Source organism: Gracilimonas sp., from assembly GCF_017641085.1.
Classification (GTDB): domain Bacteria; phylum Bacteroidota; class Rhodothermia; order Balneolales; family Balneolaceae; genus Gracilimonas.
In genome coordinates this window covers 209,487-228,724 of sequence record NZ_JAEPPI010000003.1, presented here as the reverse complement: position 1 = coordinate 228,724, position 19,238 = coordinate 209,487, and the positions used below count along the sequence as shown (strand labels likewise).

The window sequence follows — 19,238 nt, the reverse complement described above, 5'->3', positions numbered from 1 at the left end:
TCCTTCCTGATTTACTTATACTCTCACCTGTTACTTTTACTCAATCAGGCAAAAAATGAAGCTATCACTTTCCAATATTTCAAAAACATATAAAAACGGGGTTAAGGCACTGGATGATGTGTCTATAGAAATTGAGTCGGGGATGTTTGGACTGCTCGGGCCAAATGGCGCCGGTAAGTCTACCCTGATGCGAACCATCGCCACCCTTCAGGCACCGGATACCGGAACCGCTTACCTGGATGACATTGATATCCTTAACGACAAAAACAGCCTGCGGAAAGTACTCGGGTATTTACCCCAATCTTTTGGAGTGTATCCAAAGATGTCGGCCGAAGACCTGCTTCATTACTTTGCCCGGTTAAAAGGGATTGCTGACAAGAACCAACGTACGCAAATGGTGAATACCGCACTTGAGGTCACCAACCTGCTGGAAGTGAGGCGCAAAAGCGTAGCCGGTTACTCCGGAGGGATGAAACAGCGATTCGGAATTGCCCAGCTGCTGCTTAACGACCCCAAACTCATTATTGTGGATGAGCCTACCGCCGGACTCGATCCATCTGAACGCCACCGGTTTCTGAACGTACTTCGTGAAATCGGCACCAATCACATCGTGATTTTCTCTACCCATATTGTTGATGATGTGAAAGAACTTTGTACCGATATGTCGATCATGAACGGCGGGAGGATTCTGAGTCACCACACCCCGGGGCAAGCAGTTTCTGCCCTTGAAGGACAAATGTGGACGAAGAATATCGAGCGTGATGCTCTCGAAGAACATGAGGCTAAGTTTAATGTGATTTCATCCAGCTTCAACCAGGATAACACGCTGAACATCCGGGTACACGATACCCAGAAACCTGATGAAAGTTTTGAAGCCAAAAGCCCTGAGCTGGAAGACGTGTATTTCGTCACACTCCGGGAAGAAAAAGAAGTCGTAGCCGCTTAAGCCTAAATTCCTTTTATCATGTTCTATAACATCTTCACTTTTGAACTGCGGTACTGGCTGCGAAAGCCTTCTTTTTATGTGTACTCCGGCATTCTGTTTTTGCTGTCGTTATTTACCATGGCAACAGCTGCGGGTTTGTTTGAAAGCATCACCGTCAGCATCAACTCCATCACCATTGTAAACTCGGCTTCGTCCATTAACGGGTTGCTGAATGAGATGGCAATTATTGTGTACTTCCTGCTCCCGGCCATCATTGGCGGCACCATTTATAAAGACTATAAGCATGAGATGCACTCTGTTTTGTATTCCTATCCGTTTACAAAATGGGAATACCTGTTGGCTAAATTTTTGGCCGGAATTTGTATTGCCACCCTGGTAGTGGTTGCTGCTGCTTTTGGTGTATTTTTGGGAAGCATTTTCCCGGGAACCAATCCCGACCTGCTGGGGCCTTTTAAGCTGATCAATTATACCCAGCCTTTTATCTACTACATCATCCCCAACCTGATTTTCTTCGGGGCCATCGTTTTTGCTGTTGTCACCTTTACACGCAACATCAATGTGGGCTTTATTACCATTTTGGCGCTTTTCCTGATCCAGATTTTTGCCGGTAACCTTACCCAGGATCTTGATAACAAAATGCTGGCAGCCCTCCTCGATCCATACGGCTTTCAGGCCAATGCCTATTACACTGAGTACTGGACTATCTACGAACGCAACCAAAACCCACTGCCCTGGGGTGAAGTTATTTTATACAACCGGCTGCTTTGGTCCGGTTTAGGAATAGCCATTTTTGGACTGGTTTACCGGTCTTTCAGTTTTAGCCAGGAAGCATTTTCATTCAGCCTGTTTAGAAGCAAGAAAAGCGAACGGGTTACCAAGAAAAACTTCGGCAGTATCCTCACGGTCTCTCTCCCAAAAGTTGATTTTGATTTTTCATGGATCCAAAACCTGAAGCTGGCGTGGACGCTTTCTGATATTGACCTCAAATACATCATAAAAGGCTGGGCGTTCATTATTATTTCCCTGGTGGGATTGCTGATCTCATTAAGCGTGATTCTGCTCGGGGCTGAAATTTTCGGAACCGACACCCTGCCGGTCACCTGGCAGATGCTGCAGCTTCCCGGCACCTTTTTCAACCTCTTCATTAATATTCTGACCTTCCTGTATGCCGGGATGCTGATCCACCGCAGCCGGACTTCTAACATCGATCAGCTGGTACACGTTACCCCAACCCCCAACTGGACGATCCTGCTTTCCAAGTTTATAGCACTGGTCAAAATGCAGGTTATTCTGCTTTCAATCATCATGATTGCCGGCATCGGTGTTCAGCTTTTCAACGGCTATTATAACTTCGAAATCGGACTCTACCTGTTTGATCTGTATGCCATTTCCTTAGTCCACGTAGTAATCTGGGGATTGCTCGCCATCCTGTTCCATTCCTTTTTTAAGAACTACTACATTGGGTTTATCCTCTTGCTGTTAATCTCCATCGGGATTTCATTTTTGGACGGAATTGGTATCGAACAGGATATCTTTAAGTATAATCAGGGCCCCGGCACTCAGTATTCCGACATGAATGGCTACGGTTCATCCCTTGCCGAATATTATGTGTACAAAGCGTACTGGCTGTTACTGGGAATCGCCTTTTATGTGCTCTCCATAATACTCTTCCGTCGCGGATTGCCGGGAAGTCTTAAGGAGCGATTGCAAAATGCGAAACGGGAATTTACTCCTGCTCTTAAAGCTGTATTTACACTTTCACTGGTTGGCTTCCTCTCCATCGGCAGCTGGATATACTACGTGGATAACATCAAATACGAACGGCTTTCTTCCAAAGAAAGAGAACAACGGGCTGCACAATGGGAAAAAAATTACGGGAAGTTTAAAGGCATTCCCCAGCCTCGTATCGTTTCGTCGACCATTAATCTGGACCTGGCACCCGAAACGCGGGACTTTAAAGCGGCCGGTACGTACATCCTCAAGAACAAGACCGATGTTGCCATCGACTCCATCCACATCGACCATAACAATTTCATCAGTTCATTCAGCTTTAACCAGCCTTATGAATTGGTGTTGGAAGATGACTCCATGAATTACGACATCTACCGACTGGAAAATGCTCTGATGCCCGGTGATACTCTTCTCTTTTCCTTCGCCATTTCAAACAAGCCGAATGAAATCCTGCGTAATAATTCACCGGTTCGTCATAATGGTACGTTCATCAACAATGCCATCTTCCCGAGATTGGGCTATCAGGAGTCTATGGAGCTGTCTGGATCGGATGCCCGCGAGCGATATGGGCTCCCACCCAAAGAACGCATGGCTCCACCTACCGACAGTGCGGCCCGGATGAATAACTACATCTCCGGCGATGCCGACTGGATTGAATTTGAAACAACCATCAGTACTTCTCCTGAGCAAATTGCCATTGCACCGGGTTACCTTCAGGATGAATGGGAAGAAAACGGCCGCCGCTATTTCCATTACAAAATGGACAGCACCATGGTCAACTTTTATTCCTTTATTTCCGCGGAGTTTGAGGTGGTAAAAGACACCTGGAATGATGTTGCCCTTGAGATCTACTACCACAAAGGCCACGATTATAACCTGGACCACATGATGAACGGCATGAAGAAATCGCTGGACTACTATACTTCTGAGTACAGCCCTTATCAGCATCAGCAGGTACGCATTATTGAGTTTCCGAGAACCGGAGGAAGTTTTGCACAGTCGTTTGCCAATACCATTCCTTATTCCGAAGCCATTGGTTTTATCGCTGAAGTGGATACCACCAGCGAAGAAGGCGTGAATTACCCGTTCAGCATAACGGCTCATGAAGTGGCACATCAGTGGTGGGCACACCAGGTAATTGGGGCTAACGTTCAAGGGGCAACCATGCTATCGGAAAGTTTGTCGGAGTACAGCTCGCTTAAAGTGCTGGAAAAGGAACACGGTGAAAATCAGATGCGGGTTTTCCTGAAAGACGCCCTGGACAGCTACCTTACCGGCCGTACGCTGGAGTCCAAAAAAGAACTGCCGCTGATTTATAATGAAAACCAGCAGTATATCCACTACAACAAAGGGTCGTTGGTATTCTATGCCCTCAGTGATTATATCGGCGAAGACAATCTGAATGCAGCTCTTAGCGATTATATTGACGAGGTCGCTTTTCAGGAGCCGCCATACACCACCTCATTGGAATTGCTTGAGCACCTGAAGGCAGCCACACCGGACTCGCTTCAGTACCTCATTAAAGATATGTTTGAAACCATCACGCTGTATGATAACCGGGTAGAAGACGCCACCTACACCGAAGTGGAAAGCAGCACCTATGAGGTAAACCTGACGCTTCAGGTTTCCAAATACCGAACAGGTGAAACCGGTAAGCGTATTTACCAGGATGAAGCTGGAGACAGCCTGGCCATCGAAATTGAAGATCGCCGGCTTCCGGTTAAGTCACTTCCACTCCAGGATTGGGTGGACGTAGGAGTTTTCGGAACCGATTCGCTCGGTAATGAAACCGTGCTTTATTTCAAAAAGCATAGGTTTACCGAGATTCTGAATGAGCTGACCATTACCGTGGATAAAGAACCCTCCTCGGCCGGTATCGATCCCTATAACAAGCTGATCGACACCATTTCGAATGACAATCGCCGGCCTCCTTCCCGGGAAGACAGCAATTAAGTAAGAAATTCCGTTTCATGGTTGTCTAACCTGCTAAACAGACAGCCATGAAACTTCTCTTATCGATTTTACTGATTGTAAGCTCTGCCGTCTTCAGCGGACCTAAAGTCCATAACTTCAAGCTAAAAAACCTGGATAACCGCACCACTTCCTACGAAGATGTAAAGGGAGAAAAGCTGACCGTAATCGACTTTTGGGCTACATGGTGCAAGCCTTGTATCAAATCCATCCCCAAGTTTGTGGACATGTATGATGAGTTTGAATCACAGGGTGTACAATTTGTGGGCATCAGTGTGGACGGCCCCCGAAACCTTTCCAAAGTAAAACCTTTTTCCAAATCCCTCGGCATAGATTATCCGGTTTTACTGGATACCGACAACAATGTGATGGCACGCCTACGGGTTCAGGCTGTACCCACCTTGCTTATCGTAAACAGCGAGGATGAAGTCGTGTATTTTCATGAAGGATACACTCCGGGTGAAGAGAAGATGATAGAAGCTGAAATCAACAAATTGCTAAGCGAGTGATGCTGCGGTTGCTAATCATATCATCGGTAATCGGACTCCTTTATAGTTCATCCGCTTTTGCCCAGCTTTATGGCACCAATACCTTCGAGTTTCAATATGGGAATCTGCCTTATGAAGAGAATACGGACCTGACCACATCGTACGATCAGCTCAATCTCTTCTATGATCAGGGAAAAATCAGTGCCTACGGACGATTTGAACATTTTCTTACCCCCTTTAATGACCGCAACTACTTTCTTCTGTCGCAAAAGCGCCTGCAGTACGAAGACGACCATTTTAAAGTGAGAATCGGGAATTTCTATAAAACCATCGGTCGCGGACTGTTACTTCGCAGTTATGACATCCCCGGATCCGTGTATGAAGACTCTTTTTATCGCACCCGATATGCCTTCAACCGGGACCAGGAGGGCGTTGACATCAGCTATAAGAATGATTGGATTGAAGCCTCCGTGATCCGAGCCCGTCCACTTTTTAACCCGCTTCCACCCAACTTTAAACCGGATAGTGCCCGCCGCCCCGATTTAATTGAGGCTATAGAGTCTGATTTTTATCTCACTGAAGACCTCAGTATTGGCGGAGCCTTCATGAGAAGCCGTTCCGACGGGCGTGACGATTACCGCGAACTGGCTTCACTAATGTATAATTACAATCTCCCTTTCAATCTGCAGGTTTACGGGGAGTATGCTTTTGATACCGATATCGCCCTTTTTCAGTTTGAAGAGGAGGATTCCTATGCTCTTTATTCCGGGCTGAATTATTTCTACGGATCTTTTGGCCTCAGTGCTGAATACAAGAACTACAATCAATTTCGGCTGGGTTCGGGATACAACGATCCACCCTCGCTCATCAAAGAACATACCTACCCGGTGCTGAACCGAAGTACGCATGTGTTGAGCACCGCCAATGAATCCGGCTTTCAAGTGGAGGGCTTCTATAACTTTGAAGACGGCCATTCGGTGACGGCAAATATCACCACCGCTAAGAATGAGATTGCCCGAACCAACTATTACCGGGAGTATTTTTTGGAAGGATATTACCAGGCGAGCGACTTCCTTTCTTTCAAAGCCTTTGTGGACTATGCAACCGATGAGCGCAAGGGAGAAGAAAACCGCATTTCGGCAGGGTTGATTTCGGAAAAAAGCTTCAACTATGAATGGAGCCTTGCTTTGGATGTTCAGTTCCAGACCTATTACAAAACCGCCTTCTCCCAAAACGTTGAAAATTATTACGCCTCCATCGCTTACAGCACGATCCCCGATTTAACCGTCAGTCTTGTATTCGAAGCCACCGACGACTTATTGATTACCGACAATCCCAACACCTTTGATATTGAGGACGAAACGCGTACCTGGCTGGGCGGAAATGTAAGATACAAGATCAACCAGTCTCACACGTTAGATGTTTTCGCAGGCAAAAGACGCGGAGGACCTGCCTGCACATCCGGCATCTGTTATGAGATTCTGGATTTTGAAGGAGTTGAATTAAGATTCACCACACGGTTTTAAACAGGAAATACCATGAAGTCATTTTTACTGCTCTTACTTGTCGTTCTTTTTTCAGCTCCGGTTTTTGCCCAGGTAAATACTGGTGATCCGGCTCCCGGGTTTACCTACACATCACTGGATGGGGATGAGGTCTCCCTTTCTGATTTTGAAGGCAAAGTGGTCTATATCTTTTTTTATGGAGCCGGTTGTCCACACTGCCTCGATAATGGCCCCATCACGGAGAACGACATCTACCAACCCTATATGGAAGACACCGGCTTCGTTGCCCTGGGCCTGGATACCTGGAACTTATCCCGGTCGGCAAACCAAAGCTTTCAATCGGAAACCGGAATCACTTATACTTTACTGCTGAATGCCCGCCAAAGCCTGGAAGATTACTACGGAAATACCTCCTCTTACGACCGGTCAGTAGTAATCTCCAAAGAGGGAGAAATCGCCTATAAAGGAACGGGATTTGTTGACACAGATACCGAACAGGTAATCGCTGTAATTGAGGAAGAATTGTCTAAAACCATCACCTCTGCGGAGCCAACCGGTCAGTCTCCGGAGCGAATCAGCTTAGCTCAAAATTACCCGAATCCGTTTAACCCGGTCACCACGATCTCATATGCTCTGGATAAGCCGGCTCAGGTTTCCCTCAAAATCTACAACATGCTGGGGGCTGAAGTAGCCACATTGGTGAATGAGCGCCAATCGGCCGGACAAAAAACCGTAAGCTGGAATGCGTTGAGTTCATCAGGAAGTGCAGTCCCTTCCGGGATGTACATTTACCAACTCCGAACAGAAGGTCAGGTGCTCACCAAAAAGATGACGCTGATTAAGTAAACATCTGTTCAATTTATAGCATGTCATTGCGAGGTATTGCCCGACCGAATGGGAGCAAATACCGTGGCAATCTCCCGATTTACATTATTAAGTGTAATTAGGGAGATCGCTTCGTCGCAAAAAACTATGCCCTGCTTAAACAAGTGAGCTCCTCGCGATGACGTGCTGATTTGATCCTGCTTGACAGATTATTGTTCAAAGAAGGCAGCCATCCCGTCTTGCAAAATTAAGCCAAGGTGTTATCTTAGGAATTAATAAGGGGATGGAATGTGAGAACAACAGTTCGGAGTACATCCCAAAAATCTCCTTATACGAATAGAACAGCTGAATGGAGCGTATAAGAGCACGTTGGCGGTGTTCGCCCTGACAAAATCCTGTTCGTCTAATATTATGTTATACGCATTACTTAAAACACCTTTAATATGGATTTAATTGAACTACTTAAATCAGAATATATATCGATAATATTCGGTGGTATTGCCGGTATCCTAACAGCATGGGTGACTCAGCGAGTTTTACATAAACGAGGTGTATTTAGATATTTTGTAGAACATAACCGGATAGGAATGTCTGCGAATGATAACATTTTTGGAAATGTCCAGATAATCTGGAACGAGACAAATCTTCAAGATCTATATTTATCCACTATTGAATTAAGAAATGACAGCCTTAATGATTATGAAGATGTTATTGTTCATACTTTTTCTGACAACACTAATTTACTTACAGAAAGAACAGGAATTTCCAACTCTCCAAGTATTTTGGAATTCACTGATAGATATAAGCAGCTTCTTCATGTCCCAGATGGGCAACAGATAACTGATAATCAAAGAAATATTTATTTTGGACAAAGAGAATATTTAGTTCCAATTTTAAATAGAGGTGAAACTGTCAGTCTTACATATTTAAATACGCCAAAATCAGCTGAGGTTCCAGCTATTTGGTTGTCGTGTGAAAAGAAAGGAGTAAAAGTCAAATATAGCGAGCCCCAAAAACAAATCTTTGGAGTCTCTCAACTTCATGCGGTCCTTTATGGAATAATAATAGGACTAGTTGGTTTGATACCTGCTATGATATATACAACAAATAATTGGATTGTTGTCGCTGTCGCTTTTTTATATGGCTTATTTGTCACTGTGCCTGGGGCATTGGCAATAAAAGGAATACGGAAGTTTAGAGAAATCATTGGAGGTTGATCAAAGAAAATAGCGTATAACAAGCGCATCAACTGGGACGCGGACGTAGCTTCGATTTCCGGTGTTGTTTGTTTTAACTTTTTTAGCCGTTTATGCTCGTTACGGTGCTCTGCTCCGTAATGCCAACCGGAGGCTCCGCCTCAAACTATCTACCTGATCTGAACTTTTTAGCCCTTTATTGAGTCTTAATCCTAGTGCTGCTCAAACGCCAGGCCGTTATGTCGAAAAGAATCTAATTTTATGCCGGAACCCGATCCAACAAAAATCTTACCCTTTGCATCGTCAAAAGATCTCGGCCATTGGCTAAAACGGAATCATGCCACTGAGTATGAACTGTGGGTAAAAATATTCAAGAAGAAGACCGGGATTCCGAGCGTGACCTGGAATGATGTCGTGATTGAGGTACTTTGCTGGGGCTGGATCGACGGTATCCGGAAGTCATTGGATGAACAGGCTTATCTTCAACGGATTACTCCCAGGAAAGCCCGAAGCAACTGGTCAAAAAGGAACAGAGAACTTGCCGAACGTTTGATAAGCGAAGGCCGCATGATGGAATCGGGACTCAGCCAGGTTCGCGCCGCCCAATTGGATGGCCGATGGGAGAAAGCCTATGTGGCAAGCGAATTGGAAGTGCCGGCAGATTTCCTGGAAGCACTCCATGGCAAGCTGAAAGCAAAACAGTTCTTTGAAACACTCAACAAATCAAGTCGCTATCACATCGCCTATGGATTGACATCAGCGAAGAAGCCCGAAACCAGGCAGAGGCGATTTGCAAAATTCATGGATATGCTGGCTCGTGAAGAAAAACCGGCTTGATCTCTCTCCGATGCTCTACAGCTGAGCATCTTCATTAGCTACGCACCGTTTAAACGCCGGGTTATTAGCCGCCTTAACCCCACCGCTGCTATACTTATGAAAATTTCTTGGCGTTAATTAAATTGTTGTTGTTAACAAACCCGCCTGCCATGATTACAAAAGAGAAAGTAAAAAAAGAAATAGATCGACTCTCTGACACGGAATTGGAAAAAGTATATCTGTATTTGTCTTCTCTCAATAAGGCTAAAAAAACCAAGCTAAATCTACGGTCGTTGAAACTTAAGGGGAAACTGGATAACCAAAATCTGCGATCTGTAGCCTACGAGTAGAGTACTTATCGATAAATCAGTACAGGAAATTTCACTTTCCAACATATAGCGGCTGCTAACAAGACCTTATCTCAAAGCCTTTCCGCCCTCTCCACAGAAACATACCCCAAAATCTCTTTCAGTTCATCCGCTTCCACAAAGCCCGAAATATGAAACAGGTATTCTCCCTCCGGGGATAAGAAAACAATAGCCGGTACATTTTGTACGCCGAACTTCTGGGCTAATCGTAAAGGAGTGATTCTGTATTGCTGATAGGTTTTTTTATCCTCATTATCGTCCCGGTTTAGTCGGGTAAGTACAAAGTCTTTGCTGAGTGCTGCGCTAAGCTCCGGGTATACTTCCTTCTTCATTTTCTTACACCAGCCACACCACGGTGCCCAAACATCTACCATGATGGGCTTGCCCTCTTCTTCCGCCAGCTTCAGAGCTTGTTCAAAGGAATGCCATTCCAGTTCTGTTGTCTGAGCATAAACAGAGTTTGAAAAAACCACCCCAATCAGGGTAAAAATAACCGACAGGTAAAACAGGTTGCTGGATTTCATCTCTACCTCAGGTTTAATCTTGCGCCAATTGAAAAGGTACGGCCGATGATTGGTCCCCAGGTATAAATTGTATCAAACTCAGGACCAAAGGGATTCCCGGCTCCCACTAACGGGCTGCCCTGCGTGTAGTTGAAAATATTTTCCGCAGACAGGTACGCCTCAAAACCGATTCCCTTTTCGCTGTTCACGTTGGTGAATTCCTTAGTAATCTTTAAGTCGTGCGTGGAGTAAGCCGGTGACTTGGAAGATCTCCCAAAATCTTCAGCATAGTTAGCCGGCATGCGTTTTGGACCCACCAGGTTCCCGTTATAACCAAGGGAAAGATCCAGCGACCGAAAGTTGTAGGTGGCTCCAAACACGCCGGTATATTCCGGAGCATAGGCCAGAGCCTGTCGCTGTCCGTTCTCTTCGGTGTACACATCCATAATGGTGATGCTGGCATTGTAGGTAACAGGCAGAGCCGTAAAATTCTGCTCCAGCCCAACCGAGAAGCCTTGCGTTACGGAGAACCCATCCAGGTTTTCGTACACAATCAGGTTTGGGTCCTGATCGTAATCCGGGATAATTTTATTGGAGAAACGCGTATAAAACCCGTCCAGACTTACCGTCATTGGGTTTGTACCAAATGGGATAATCTGCTCGAGGCTCCCCGTTATGCTTTTGGATTCCTCCGGCTCCAGATCCTCATTAAATACCACTTCCCGGGAACCCGTCAAGGCAGCATGGTCTTCCGTAAATACATTCACCACCCGAAATCCGGTTCCGGCACTGATTCTGAATGTCGTCAGGTCTGATGGGCTGAATTTCGATGATAATCGGGGTGCAGTTACAAACCCATGCTCGGAATGATGATCAACCCGGATTCCACCCAGAAAGGTAAAATCACCGGCTTTTAGTTCTCCCTGTGAGAATACTCCGGGAATCCACCTTTTGTCGGCTCCGGATGAAGTAGCCGGAGTGTTGTCGTTATAAGTTTCGTAGCGAATTGTGGTTCCTGCCAGCAGCTGGAAGTTCTCACCAATGGGTTGATCCCACGTAGCCTGACCAAATGCAATTCCCTGCTGCGCATCGTACCAATCGGTTCCATAATAACTATCCTGATCATGATGCGTGACGGCACCGCTGATCCTGAGTTGTTCATTCAAGCCGGCCGGCCGGTATTCCGTCATAAACTCAAACCGGTTGGTATAAATAGACTCCCCATAAATCTGATCGGAGCCACGAAGGTCATCGCTGAACGCTTCTAATCCTCCCGTTCGGTTCTCGGTGTAGTACTTCGTTGCAACATTCAAACGCTGCTCCATATTCTCACCAAGCAGCGTTCCTTTTCCAAATAGCGATACCCGCGATTGTTTAACCAGGTCGTTGAAGTTATCGCCGTTTTCATCAAAGTAATTTTCGAGATGCAAAATATTTCCACTTACAAAGCCTTCAAACCGACCAGCCCTGGGAGAGTATGCCAGATTTATATTCCCCTCTTCGGTGCTTTTGGCATACACATCCGCTGAAAAAGTGGGTGTAATAGCCGGGTTTTTGGTGATGATGTTCACCACCCCGCCCAGTGCCTGTGTTCCATACAAAGTAGATTGGGGACCTTTAATCACTTCCACCTGATCGATGATTGAAGGACTGATTCCATTCAACCCATACACCGAAGCCAAAGCACCCATAATCGGCATGCCGTCAATTAATACGGCTGTATTTGGTCCTTCCACTCCGTTAATCCGAATAGCGTTGGTTCCGCAAACACCACAGTTAAGCTGGGTTGAAAGTCCGTTTACACTGCTGATCAGGTCCATGATATTGGAACTGGTTCTCCCTTGCTGAAGCTGGGCCGCTTTCACCACATTCACCTTCACCGGAGATTCCTTTACATAGGTTTGGCGCATGGTCCCGGTAACCACCATTTGCTCCAGCTCCAAACGCGTCTCTTTTATCCTGATGTCAACAGTCGTAGTCTCGCCGGACTTCACACTTATTCTCTTAATTACCTTATCAAAACCAACAGCAGTGATTTGAAGCTTATACTTTCCGGCAGGTACATTTTTTATTTCAAATGTTCCATCTACGTCCGTGGGACTTCCTTTCTGTATTTCCGGGATGCCAACATTTGCGCCAACCACAGGCTCTCCCTCCGAGGTTACTTTTCCGGTGATTGTTCCACTGCCGGATTGTGCAAAAAGGATTCCATTAAAACAGAAAAAGACGGCTAAAACCAGCGACACTTTTTTCATTTGTTATTCTGAACTATTTAATTTTTTAGCTTAGGCTAAAAATAGGTATTGACAGTCCTGAATTGCAAGAAATATTTAAGTTAGATAATTATATTTTTAGCCGGGGCTAATTACTTGATTATTAGCCCTCTCGGCTTACAGGGGATACTAATAAGACCATTTCAGTCTTATGAAAAATACGTTTGGTGTCTCCACAGAGTTGGAAAAAGCTTCTCCTTTAAGCAGCTGAGAAACCAGTAAAAGGTCGAGGTTTTCATCCAGGGAATAACTCACCTGTGGGAAAAGAATAAATAGTTTTTGAGTAAAGCTGCCCATAATTCCAAGATTGCCATTGAGCAGTGGACTGGCCGGATACGAACCATTGATAAGGTAGCCGGTTTTTGAAATAAAAAGGTTGTCTGCACTTGGGGGTTGAGTGAGTGAAGACAGACTTGCATTCCGGTTTTGATACCCACCGTTGTATAAAACCTCTGCCTGTGCGTAAATGGAGGTTTCAAACATATAATCGAACCCAAGCGTAGCAGAAAGTGATCCCGTATTGTTAAAGAATTCATCTTCGGGATGAAAATAGGAGGCCTCCCCTTTAAACCCTGCATCTTTAATATAACCGGCCCAGCCAATTCCCAGCGCTGCTTTGTCCTGGTAATGCCCGGCTATAAGCTGTAAATCATAGGTTTTATAATTAACCCGATACATGCCTGCGATTACCATCTCATCAAATGAGTCAGCCAGCTTAATACCGGCTTCTATGCTGGAAGCAAAATCTAAATTATATATGGCTGAAATGGCATCAACGCCGGGACGTTCCTCATAGTCAAAATCCAGAAACGCATAATTGTTAAAAAGATCGTTGGGGTTCCATGCCAGGGTTTTCCCCCAGTTTATTCTTTGACGGCCGGCATATAGCTCAAAGTCTCCATTATAATAGCTGATGTGAAACCGATCTATCTGTGAATGAATCAACGCCTGATCTGTATCGATCCAAACCCAGGACATATCTATGAGATTAGGATCTTTTTCTAAAAAGCTTGCCAAACCAATCGCATTCCGAACGGTATATCCATTGAGTAATAGTGTTCGAAGGTCGGCATTAAACTCCAGGTTTTCTGTAAAGGTCCACTCGGTTTCAAATCTGCTATGAAGAATATTATCATAGCGAAGCTCAGAAAAATCATTACTCGCCGAAATCTGTCCCAACTCCTTCATATATCCACTGATATCTACGATTTCCTTCAGCTGTGCATTAGATTTATTAGGAAAAAGGAAAACCGTGATAAACACAAAAAGAACGCAGGCTCGAAAAAATGGCACTCCGATATTCAATGTTCCTTGTTCAGTAATCAACATTCATCCTCTTTTCTCATCAGAATCAATTTTCCCATCTACCAGGGTAACCACTCTTCGAGCCCGGTCAATCACGCGCTGGTCGTGAGTGGAAAATACAAAGGTCATATCCTCGCGCTTATTCAGATCCAGCATCATATCCAGTAATTCGGCCGTAGAAACGGAATCCAGGTTGGCGGTGGGCTCATCAGCGAGGACAAAGTCCGGCTTGGATGCCAATGCTCTTGCTACTGCAACTCTTTGTTGTTGCCCACCTGAAAGCTCGGAAGGTCGTTTGTGAATTTTATCTTCAAGTCCAACTTCTTTTAACAATGCCAGGCTTTTCTCGCGACATTCAGCGGATGGGCGTCCCTGCATTTGCATTACAAAAGATACATTTTCAATAGCTGTCAACACCGGGATCAGGTTATAAGCCTGAAACACAAACCCAATATGATTGAGCCTGAATTTGATGAGCTCGCTGTCTGACAGGGTGGTTAAATCCGTGTCTTTAATAAACGCTTTGCCTTCCGTTGGTTCATCAAGTCCGCCAATTATATTCAGCAAAGTTGTTTTTCCTGAACCGGACGGCCCTACGATAGCAGTAAACTCCCCCTTCTCAATTGTTAAATCTACTCCATTCAGTGCATGAACCGGCACTTTATCCGGATCCGGATTGTACACTTTCGTAAGGTTTTCGGTGGTTATGACAGACATAGCTTTATTAATTGAATTTTCTAATGGCCTGAACAGGGTTTAGCTTAAGCGTTCGAACAGCAGGGTAGATCGCTGACAAAAGTGCTGCAACAGCAATAAGTAGGGTGATATTCAAATAATAGGTAGCGGACAGCTCAGGATAGATTATTGTACTAAAGCCATACTCACTTAATCCTTCTGAAAAAGCACTTAAATCAATACCGGAATGTGAGAAATATGAGATGGTAAGCCAGCTAAACAGAAGGCCTAAAGGGGTCCCTGCCATCGTAAGGAAAAAAGTTTCCAACATGATCATGCTAAACGTCCTGCTTTTATTCATCCCAATTGCGCGCAACATCCCAAGTTCTCTTGTACGCTCAAGTACAGCCATCAGCATGGTATTTATGATGCTGAACACCAAGCCAATTGTTATAAGCACCATCACCATGTATAAAGAGATATCCATCATATCAAAGATGTATCGAAGGTCAGGAGCAATATCTCTCCAGGTTTTGATTTCCAACTCCGGAAACTGTTCGCGTAATTGCCGGGCATATTCATCGGCACGCGATAGGTCATCTGTATCTACCCGGATATTATGAACAGCTTGCCCGCTTCCTATTAACCGGTTCAAATCATCCTTAAGTACAAATACTGTGCTCTCGTCATATTGATTGCTGAAGGAATCAAAAATCCCCGCCACCCGAAATGCCCCTCCGGTTATTTCTCCATTAATATCCTGAAAACTCAGCACCATCCGGGAGCGCATACCAATATCCAGCCGCTCGGCAAGTTTACGTCCAATCACAATTGGGTTTCGGCGGTCTGAGGTAAGAAATGTACCCTCTGTCATGTATTGCTTGATAGCGAGCAAAGTATCTGTTGCCGGGCTTACTCCATTCACGGTAACCCCGTAACTGTTTCGTGTACTTTGAGCCAGTCCGGTTACCAAACTTTTGACAGAAATATCTGTTACATACGATTCATTCTGAAGGGTTTCTATTACCTCATCCGCTTTATCCACCTGGTACTTAGGATTGTAGAGGTCATCAAACCGGGGATGCATAATCTGAATATGCCCGACCGAAAGTTCTATCTGATTACTCAGAGAATCCTGCATCATACCATTTAAAAAACCGGCCGAGAAAATACCCGCCCAGGTTCCCAACAACACAGCTACTATAACCACGCTGCTTCTCATGGGGTTGCGCCAAATATTTTTCCATCCGAGCTTAATGATCTTCATCAACATATTAGGACCTCAATGCTTTTACAGGATTCAACCTGCTCGCCCTTATCAGCGGGATTATGGTGAAGATCAGAGTGATGATAAACACTATGACAGCTTGTGAGTAGAAAATGGATGGATCTGTAGCAAACTGTATAACCGGTTCCATACCATACCCTTCCATCACTTCGGTCATACTATCTGGCAGTTGAATAGGATTGATATTGAAATACCATGAGATGGGAATAGAAATTAAAACCCCAACCCCCACCCCGATAAAGGTGATGACCAACATCTCGATGGCAAGAATTGACAAGATGGTAACCCTGGGGGTTCCCACGGCCAGCATCACACCTAATTCGTACGTTCGCTCACTTATCATCATAAGCACGGTACCCAGGATACCAAAGCCTACTACCATATAGAGAATGAATATCATAATCAGTCCGCTGCCACGGTCTGCTTCAATGCTCTGCATCAGTTCCGGCATTAATTCCTGCCATCCCATTATTTCATAATCGCCGGCTGAAAGTTCCTTCTTCAGCTTAGTTACAACTTCTTCTACCTGATGTGCGTCATCAAGCATTAAAGCAATAGCCGTAACACGGTTATGGGAAGCAAATAGGTTTTGAGCCGTCTCCAAAGGAAGCATCACCATGTTCTTATTCATTTCAGAACTTGGGAACCGAACCGAGCCTTTGACCTCGTATAGCCCTGTTGCACTTTGCCCCCGAAAACCCTGACCAATTAAAACCAGGCTATCCCCCGGTTGTACGCCAAGGCGTTGCATCATCTCATTACCTACCAATACCGACTTCTCATCATTTGAGTCAAAGTACGCACCGGCTTGTAATCTTTCCCTGGCATTGCTGAGATGCTGCTCTTTGCTTACGTCAACCCCTAAAATCAATGCCGGCCGACTTTGGCTCTCTCCCGCAGCCAGTGCAAAAGACTGAAGCCGGGGCACAACATGGGCAACCTCATCATTGTTGTTCAGCTTACGAATTAGGGAGTCGGAAAAAACCAGAGTGTTATCAAGAGTCTGGTCTTCCCAATATCCAGCCTGATGAATTTGTATGTAGCCGGTAAAGGTGCCAACGGTATTCTCTATCATGTCATCATACTGACCTTCCTGCATGGCCCTCATCACGGCTGATAACATCACTGCCACCACAATAGACAGAATCGTGATAAACGTGCGACGACGATTCCGCCAGATATTTCTCCAAGCTAAGTTTAGATACAGCATTTCAGTTTGCAGTTATCAGTTGGCAGTTAACAGTTCACAGTGATCATTAACCAGTGATCAGTGGGTGTGGGCAAAGGTTTTTCTTCTTTCACTAAAAAATCTTGTAAGGATTTCTTTTGACATTGCTCTAACAGGGTACAATGTACAACGAAGTAATAGTATCATGAGAGGTAATAATCTATATGAAAAGGCGTACGCATTTGCCGTTCGGATAGTAAAAGCGTACCAGTTTTTAAGCTCTGATAAAAAAGAGTTCATTATTTCAAAACAACTTTTAAAAAGTGGAACCAGCATCGGTGCAAATATTGCCGAAGCTAATGGTGGTATTTCAAAAGCTGACTTTTCAGCAAAGTTATCCATATCATATAAAGAATGTCTTGAAACAAAATATTGGCTTTCTCTTCTTAAAGACACTGACTTTATTGATGAAAAACTGTACAACAGTATGTACGAAGATGCTGATGAACTCGCCAAAATCTTATTCTCCATTCTTAAAACAACACGCATTAATCGATAAACAGGGTGCAGTTAGCAGTTAGCAATTAGCAGTTAGCAGTTAGCAGTTAGCAGTTAGCAGTTAGCAGTTAGCAGTGTATGCTAAAAAATTTACCTATACTATCTAATCACTGTTTACTGTTCATTGTACAACTGTTTACTGATCACTGTATTCTTTTCATATTCTGTATGCTGAAAAACTGGTTAGAGATATCGATATTGAAATCCAGGTTTTGGTAGGTAACGATGGTTTTGTTACCCTCATCTTCCAGCGGTATCATTTCCAATTTAGTGGGGATTAATCTTCCTCCTATCTCTTTCACTTCTGAACCCTTCATGATTCTTACTAAAAAATCATCTTCATCATAAAACTCAGATCGCAACTGCAAATATTCATCTTTAGAAATAAAGGTATGAACCTTTGCCCATACGATGGGCGCTTCCGGTTTCGGTATCATTTCAATTCTGTAACAATCGTACCCGTTTATAGTGGTATCCTGCAAAAGCTTGTGGGTATAATCGGTAACGATTGAAGATTCCCTCACCAAATCGTTGTTTGAAAAGTCTGAACCCATCCAGGACTGACTCATCATAGACGGGGGCATTTTAATAGTTCTGTTTACATCCGGCAGCCAATTCCAGATTTCATTCTCTCTCATTAGAAAAGCTGTACCCTCGTCTCTTGCAGGAGCTGTAATCAAAATAAGGCTGAAATCTTCTCCTTTGCTCCAGCTCTTAAAAGAAACACTTCGCTCCCAATTCGGACGAACAATCTGCATGGTCATCTCAGCTTTTGAGCTTTCACCCTGCATCCTTTCGTTAGCTTGTTCAATAATTTGTGTAGCGTCCTGTGCCGGCAAGCATTCACATAAAACAAATGCGGCTAATAAAAACAGTGATAGTGACTTAAGCATCATAAACCTCCTGATTTTGCCCCTATTTAAGCAAATGATGGAACAAAACAAATTACACACCGGAGGTTAAGATGTGATGAAGAGAAAAGTGTTTATACCCGACTTAATGTGCAGCTTAAATCTTCACTTTTTCAGGGGAGTACACCATGTCGAGAAAGTTTTGCAAAATCATGGATCCCACGCTGCCTGATTTTTCAGGGTGAAATTGTACCCCAACGAAGTTGTCTTTGGCAACGATGGCCGAAAAATCATTGATATAGTTACAGGTTGCCAGGGTATATTCACCTACCGGTGCGTAATAGCTGTGCACAAAGTAGAGGTAGTGTTTGTCAATCAGGTTTTTGAGAATAGCATGCTTTTGGGGATCATGTAGTTTATTCCACCCCATGTGTGGTACTTTCGCCTGGGTCTCGTCAAACTTCTTTAGGGAGCCGGGAATAATCCCAAGGCCAACCGTATCACCTTCCGTGGAGGACTCAAATAATAGCTGCATTCCCACACAAATTCCCAAAACCGGTTTATCTGTAAGTTTCAGCCATTGATCCACTCCCTTTTCTTCGAGCGATTTCATAGCTGCACCGGCGTGTCCAACACCGGGAAATATCACTGCTTTTGCCTGTTCCAGCTCTTCAGGGGTTTCTGCAAAGAAAAATTGTGCGCCCAGTCTGTCCAGTGCATTTGCGACAGAGGCAGTGTTTCCGGCCTTATACTTGATGATTCCTATCATAA

At 44.6% G+C, this 19,238-nt stretch carries 17 protein-coding genes; 9 read left to right on the top strand and 8 right to left on the bottom strand.

The annotated features are described in order from the left end of the window. Positions 1-55: 55 nt before the first annotated feature. From JJ941_RS12000 to JJ941_RS11965, 8 genes are all read left to right on the top strand, one after another. Entirely contained in the window at positions 56-946 is an 891-nt protein-coding gene (locus tag JJ941_RS12000) for an ABC transporter ATP-binding protein (RefSeq protein WP_290965495.1), read from the top strand. 18 nt (positions 947-964) lie between these two features. After that, complete coding sequence (locus JJ941_RS11995) at positions 965-4,630, top strand: M1 family aminopeptidase (RefSeq protein WP_290965492.1); 3,666 nt, start codon at positions 965-967, stop codon at positions 4,628-4,630. Between the two features lie 47 nt (positions 4,631-4,677). Next, a complete protein-coding gene (locus JJ941_RS11990) occupies positions 4,678-5,157 on the top strand; it encodes a TlpA disulfide reductase family protein (RefSeq protein WP_290965490.1) in 480 nt (159 codons plus the stop codon). Further along, positions 5,157-6,662, top strand: a complete 1,506-nt coding sequence (locus JJ941_RS11985; protein WP_290965488.1) for a DUF6029 family protein — start codon at positions 5,157-5,159, stop codon at positions 6,660-6,662. The genes JJ941_RS11990 and JJ941_RS11985 overlap by 1 nt, the downstream gene beginning before the upstream one ends. A 12-nt stretch (positions 6,663-6,674) precedes the next feature. Then, the gene (locus JJ941_RS11980; protein ID WP_290965486.1) at positions 6,675-7,487 is read left to right on the top strand and encodes a redoxin family protein; all 813 of its coding nucleotides are present in this window, start codon (positions 6,675-6,677) and stop codon (positions 7,485-7,487) included. A gap of 422 nt (positions 7,488-7,909) precedes the next feature. Next, a complete protein-coding gene (locus JJ941_RS11975) occupies positions 7,910-8,683 on the top strand; it encodes a hypothetical protein (protein WP_290965483.1) in 774 nt (257 codons plus the stop codon). A 240-nt stretch (positions 8,684-8,923) separates the two neighbouring features. Beyond that, entirely contained in the window at positions 8,924-9,499 is a 576-nt protein-coding gene (locus JJ941_RS11970) for a YdeI/OmpD-associated family protein (protein ID WP_290965480.1), read from the top strand. 149 nt (positions 9,500-9,648) lie between these two features. After that, on the top strand, positions 9,649-9,828 hold the full coding sequence (locus JJ941_RS11965; RefSeq protein ID WP_290965477.1) for a hypothetical protein: 180 nt from the start codon (positions 9,649-9,651) through the stop codon (positions 9,826-9,828). Between the two features lie 71 nt (positions 9,829-9,899). Here JJ941_RS11965 and JJ941_RS11960 read toward each other — a convergent pair whose 3' ends face one another. From JJ941_RS11960 to JJ941_RS11935, 6 genes are all read right to left on the bottom strand, one after another. Next, on the bottom strand, positions 9,900-10,370 hold the full coding sequence (locus JJ941_RS11960) for a thioredoxin family protein (RefSeq protein WP_290965475.1): 471 nt from the start codon (positions 10,368-10,370) through the stop codon (positions 9,900-9,902). A gap of 2 nt (positions 10,371-10,372) precedes the next feature. Continuing rightward, positions 10,373-12,604 (bottom strand): TonB-dependent receptor, encoded by a 2,232-nt coding sequence (locus JJ941_RS11955; protein ID WP_290965473.1) that lies wholly within the window; start codon positions 12,602-12,604, stop codon positions 10,373-10,375. Between the two features lie 147 nt (positions 12,605-12,751). Further along, a complete protein-coding gene (locus tag JJ941_RS11950) occupies positions 12,752-13,951 on the bottom strand; it encodes a hypothetical protein (RefSeq protein WP_290965470.1) in 1,200 nt (399 codons plus the stop codon). Next, positions 13,952-14,644 carry an ABC transporter ATP-binding protein gene (locus JJ941_RS11945; RefSeq protein ID WP_290965467.1) on the bottom strand — a complete coding sequence of 231 codons (693 nt, stop codon included), beginning with the start codon at positions 14,642-14,644 and terminating at the stop codon, positions 13,952-13,954. A 7-nt stretch (positions 14,645-14,651) separates the two neighbouring features. Next, positions 14,652-15,869 (bottom strand): FtsX-like permease family protein, encoded by a 1,218-nt coding sequence (locus JJ941_RS11940; protein ID WP_290965464.1) that lies wholly within the window; start codon positions 15,867-15,869, stop codon positions 14,652-14,654. A 7-nt stretch (positions 15,870-15,876) separates the two neighbouring features. Further along, positions 15,877-17,100 (bottom strand): ABC transporter permease, encoded by a 1,224-nt coding sequence (locus JJ941_RS11935; protein WP_290965462.1) that lies wholly within the window; start codon positions 17,098-17,100, stop codon positions 15,877-15,879. A 163-nt stretch (positions 17,101-17,263) separates the two neighbouring features. Between JJ941_RS11935 and JJ941_RS11930 the strand changes: the two genes are divergently transcribed. After that, a complete protein-coding gene (locus JJ941_RS11930; protein WP_290965459.1) occupies positions 17,264-17,617 on the top strand; it encodes a four helix bundle protein in 354 nt (117 codons plus the stop codon). A 142-nt stretch (positions 17,618-17,759) separates the two neighbouring features. Here the strand turns inward: JJ941_RS11930 and JJ941_RS11925 are convergent, their stop codons facing one another. Both JJ941_RS11925 and hisH read right to left on the bottom strand, forming a co-directional pair. Next, a complete protein-coding gene (locus JJ941_RS11925; RefSeq protein ID WP_290965456.1) occupies positions 17,760-18,512 on the bottom strand; it encodes an outer membrane lipoprotein-sorting protein in 753 nt (250 codons plus the stop codon). Between the two features lie 112 nt (positions 18,513-18,624). Further along, positions 18,625-19,236, bottom strand: a complete 612-nt coding sequence (gene hisH / locus JJ941_RS11920) for an imidazole glycerol phosphate synthase subunit HisH (protein WP_290965453.1) — start codon at positions 19,234-19,236, stop codon at positions 18,625-18,627. Positions 19,237-19,238: the final 2 nt, after the last annotated feature.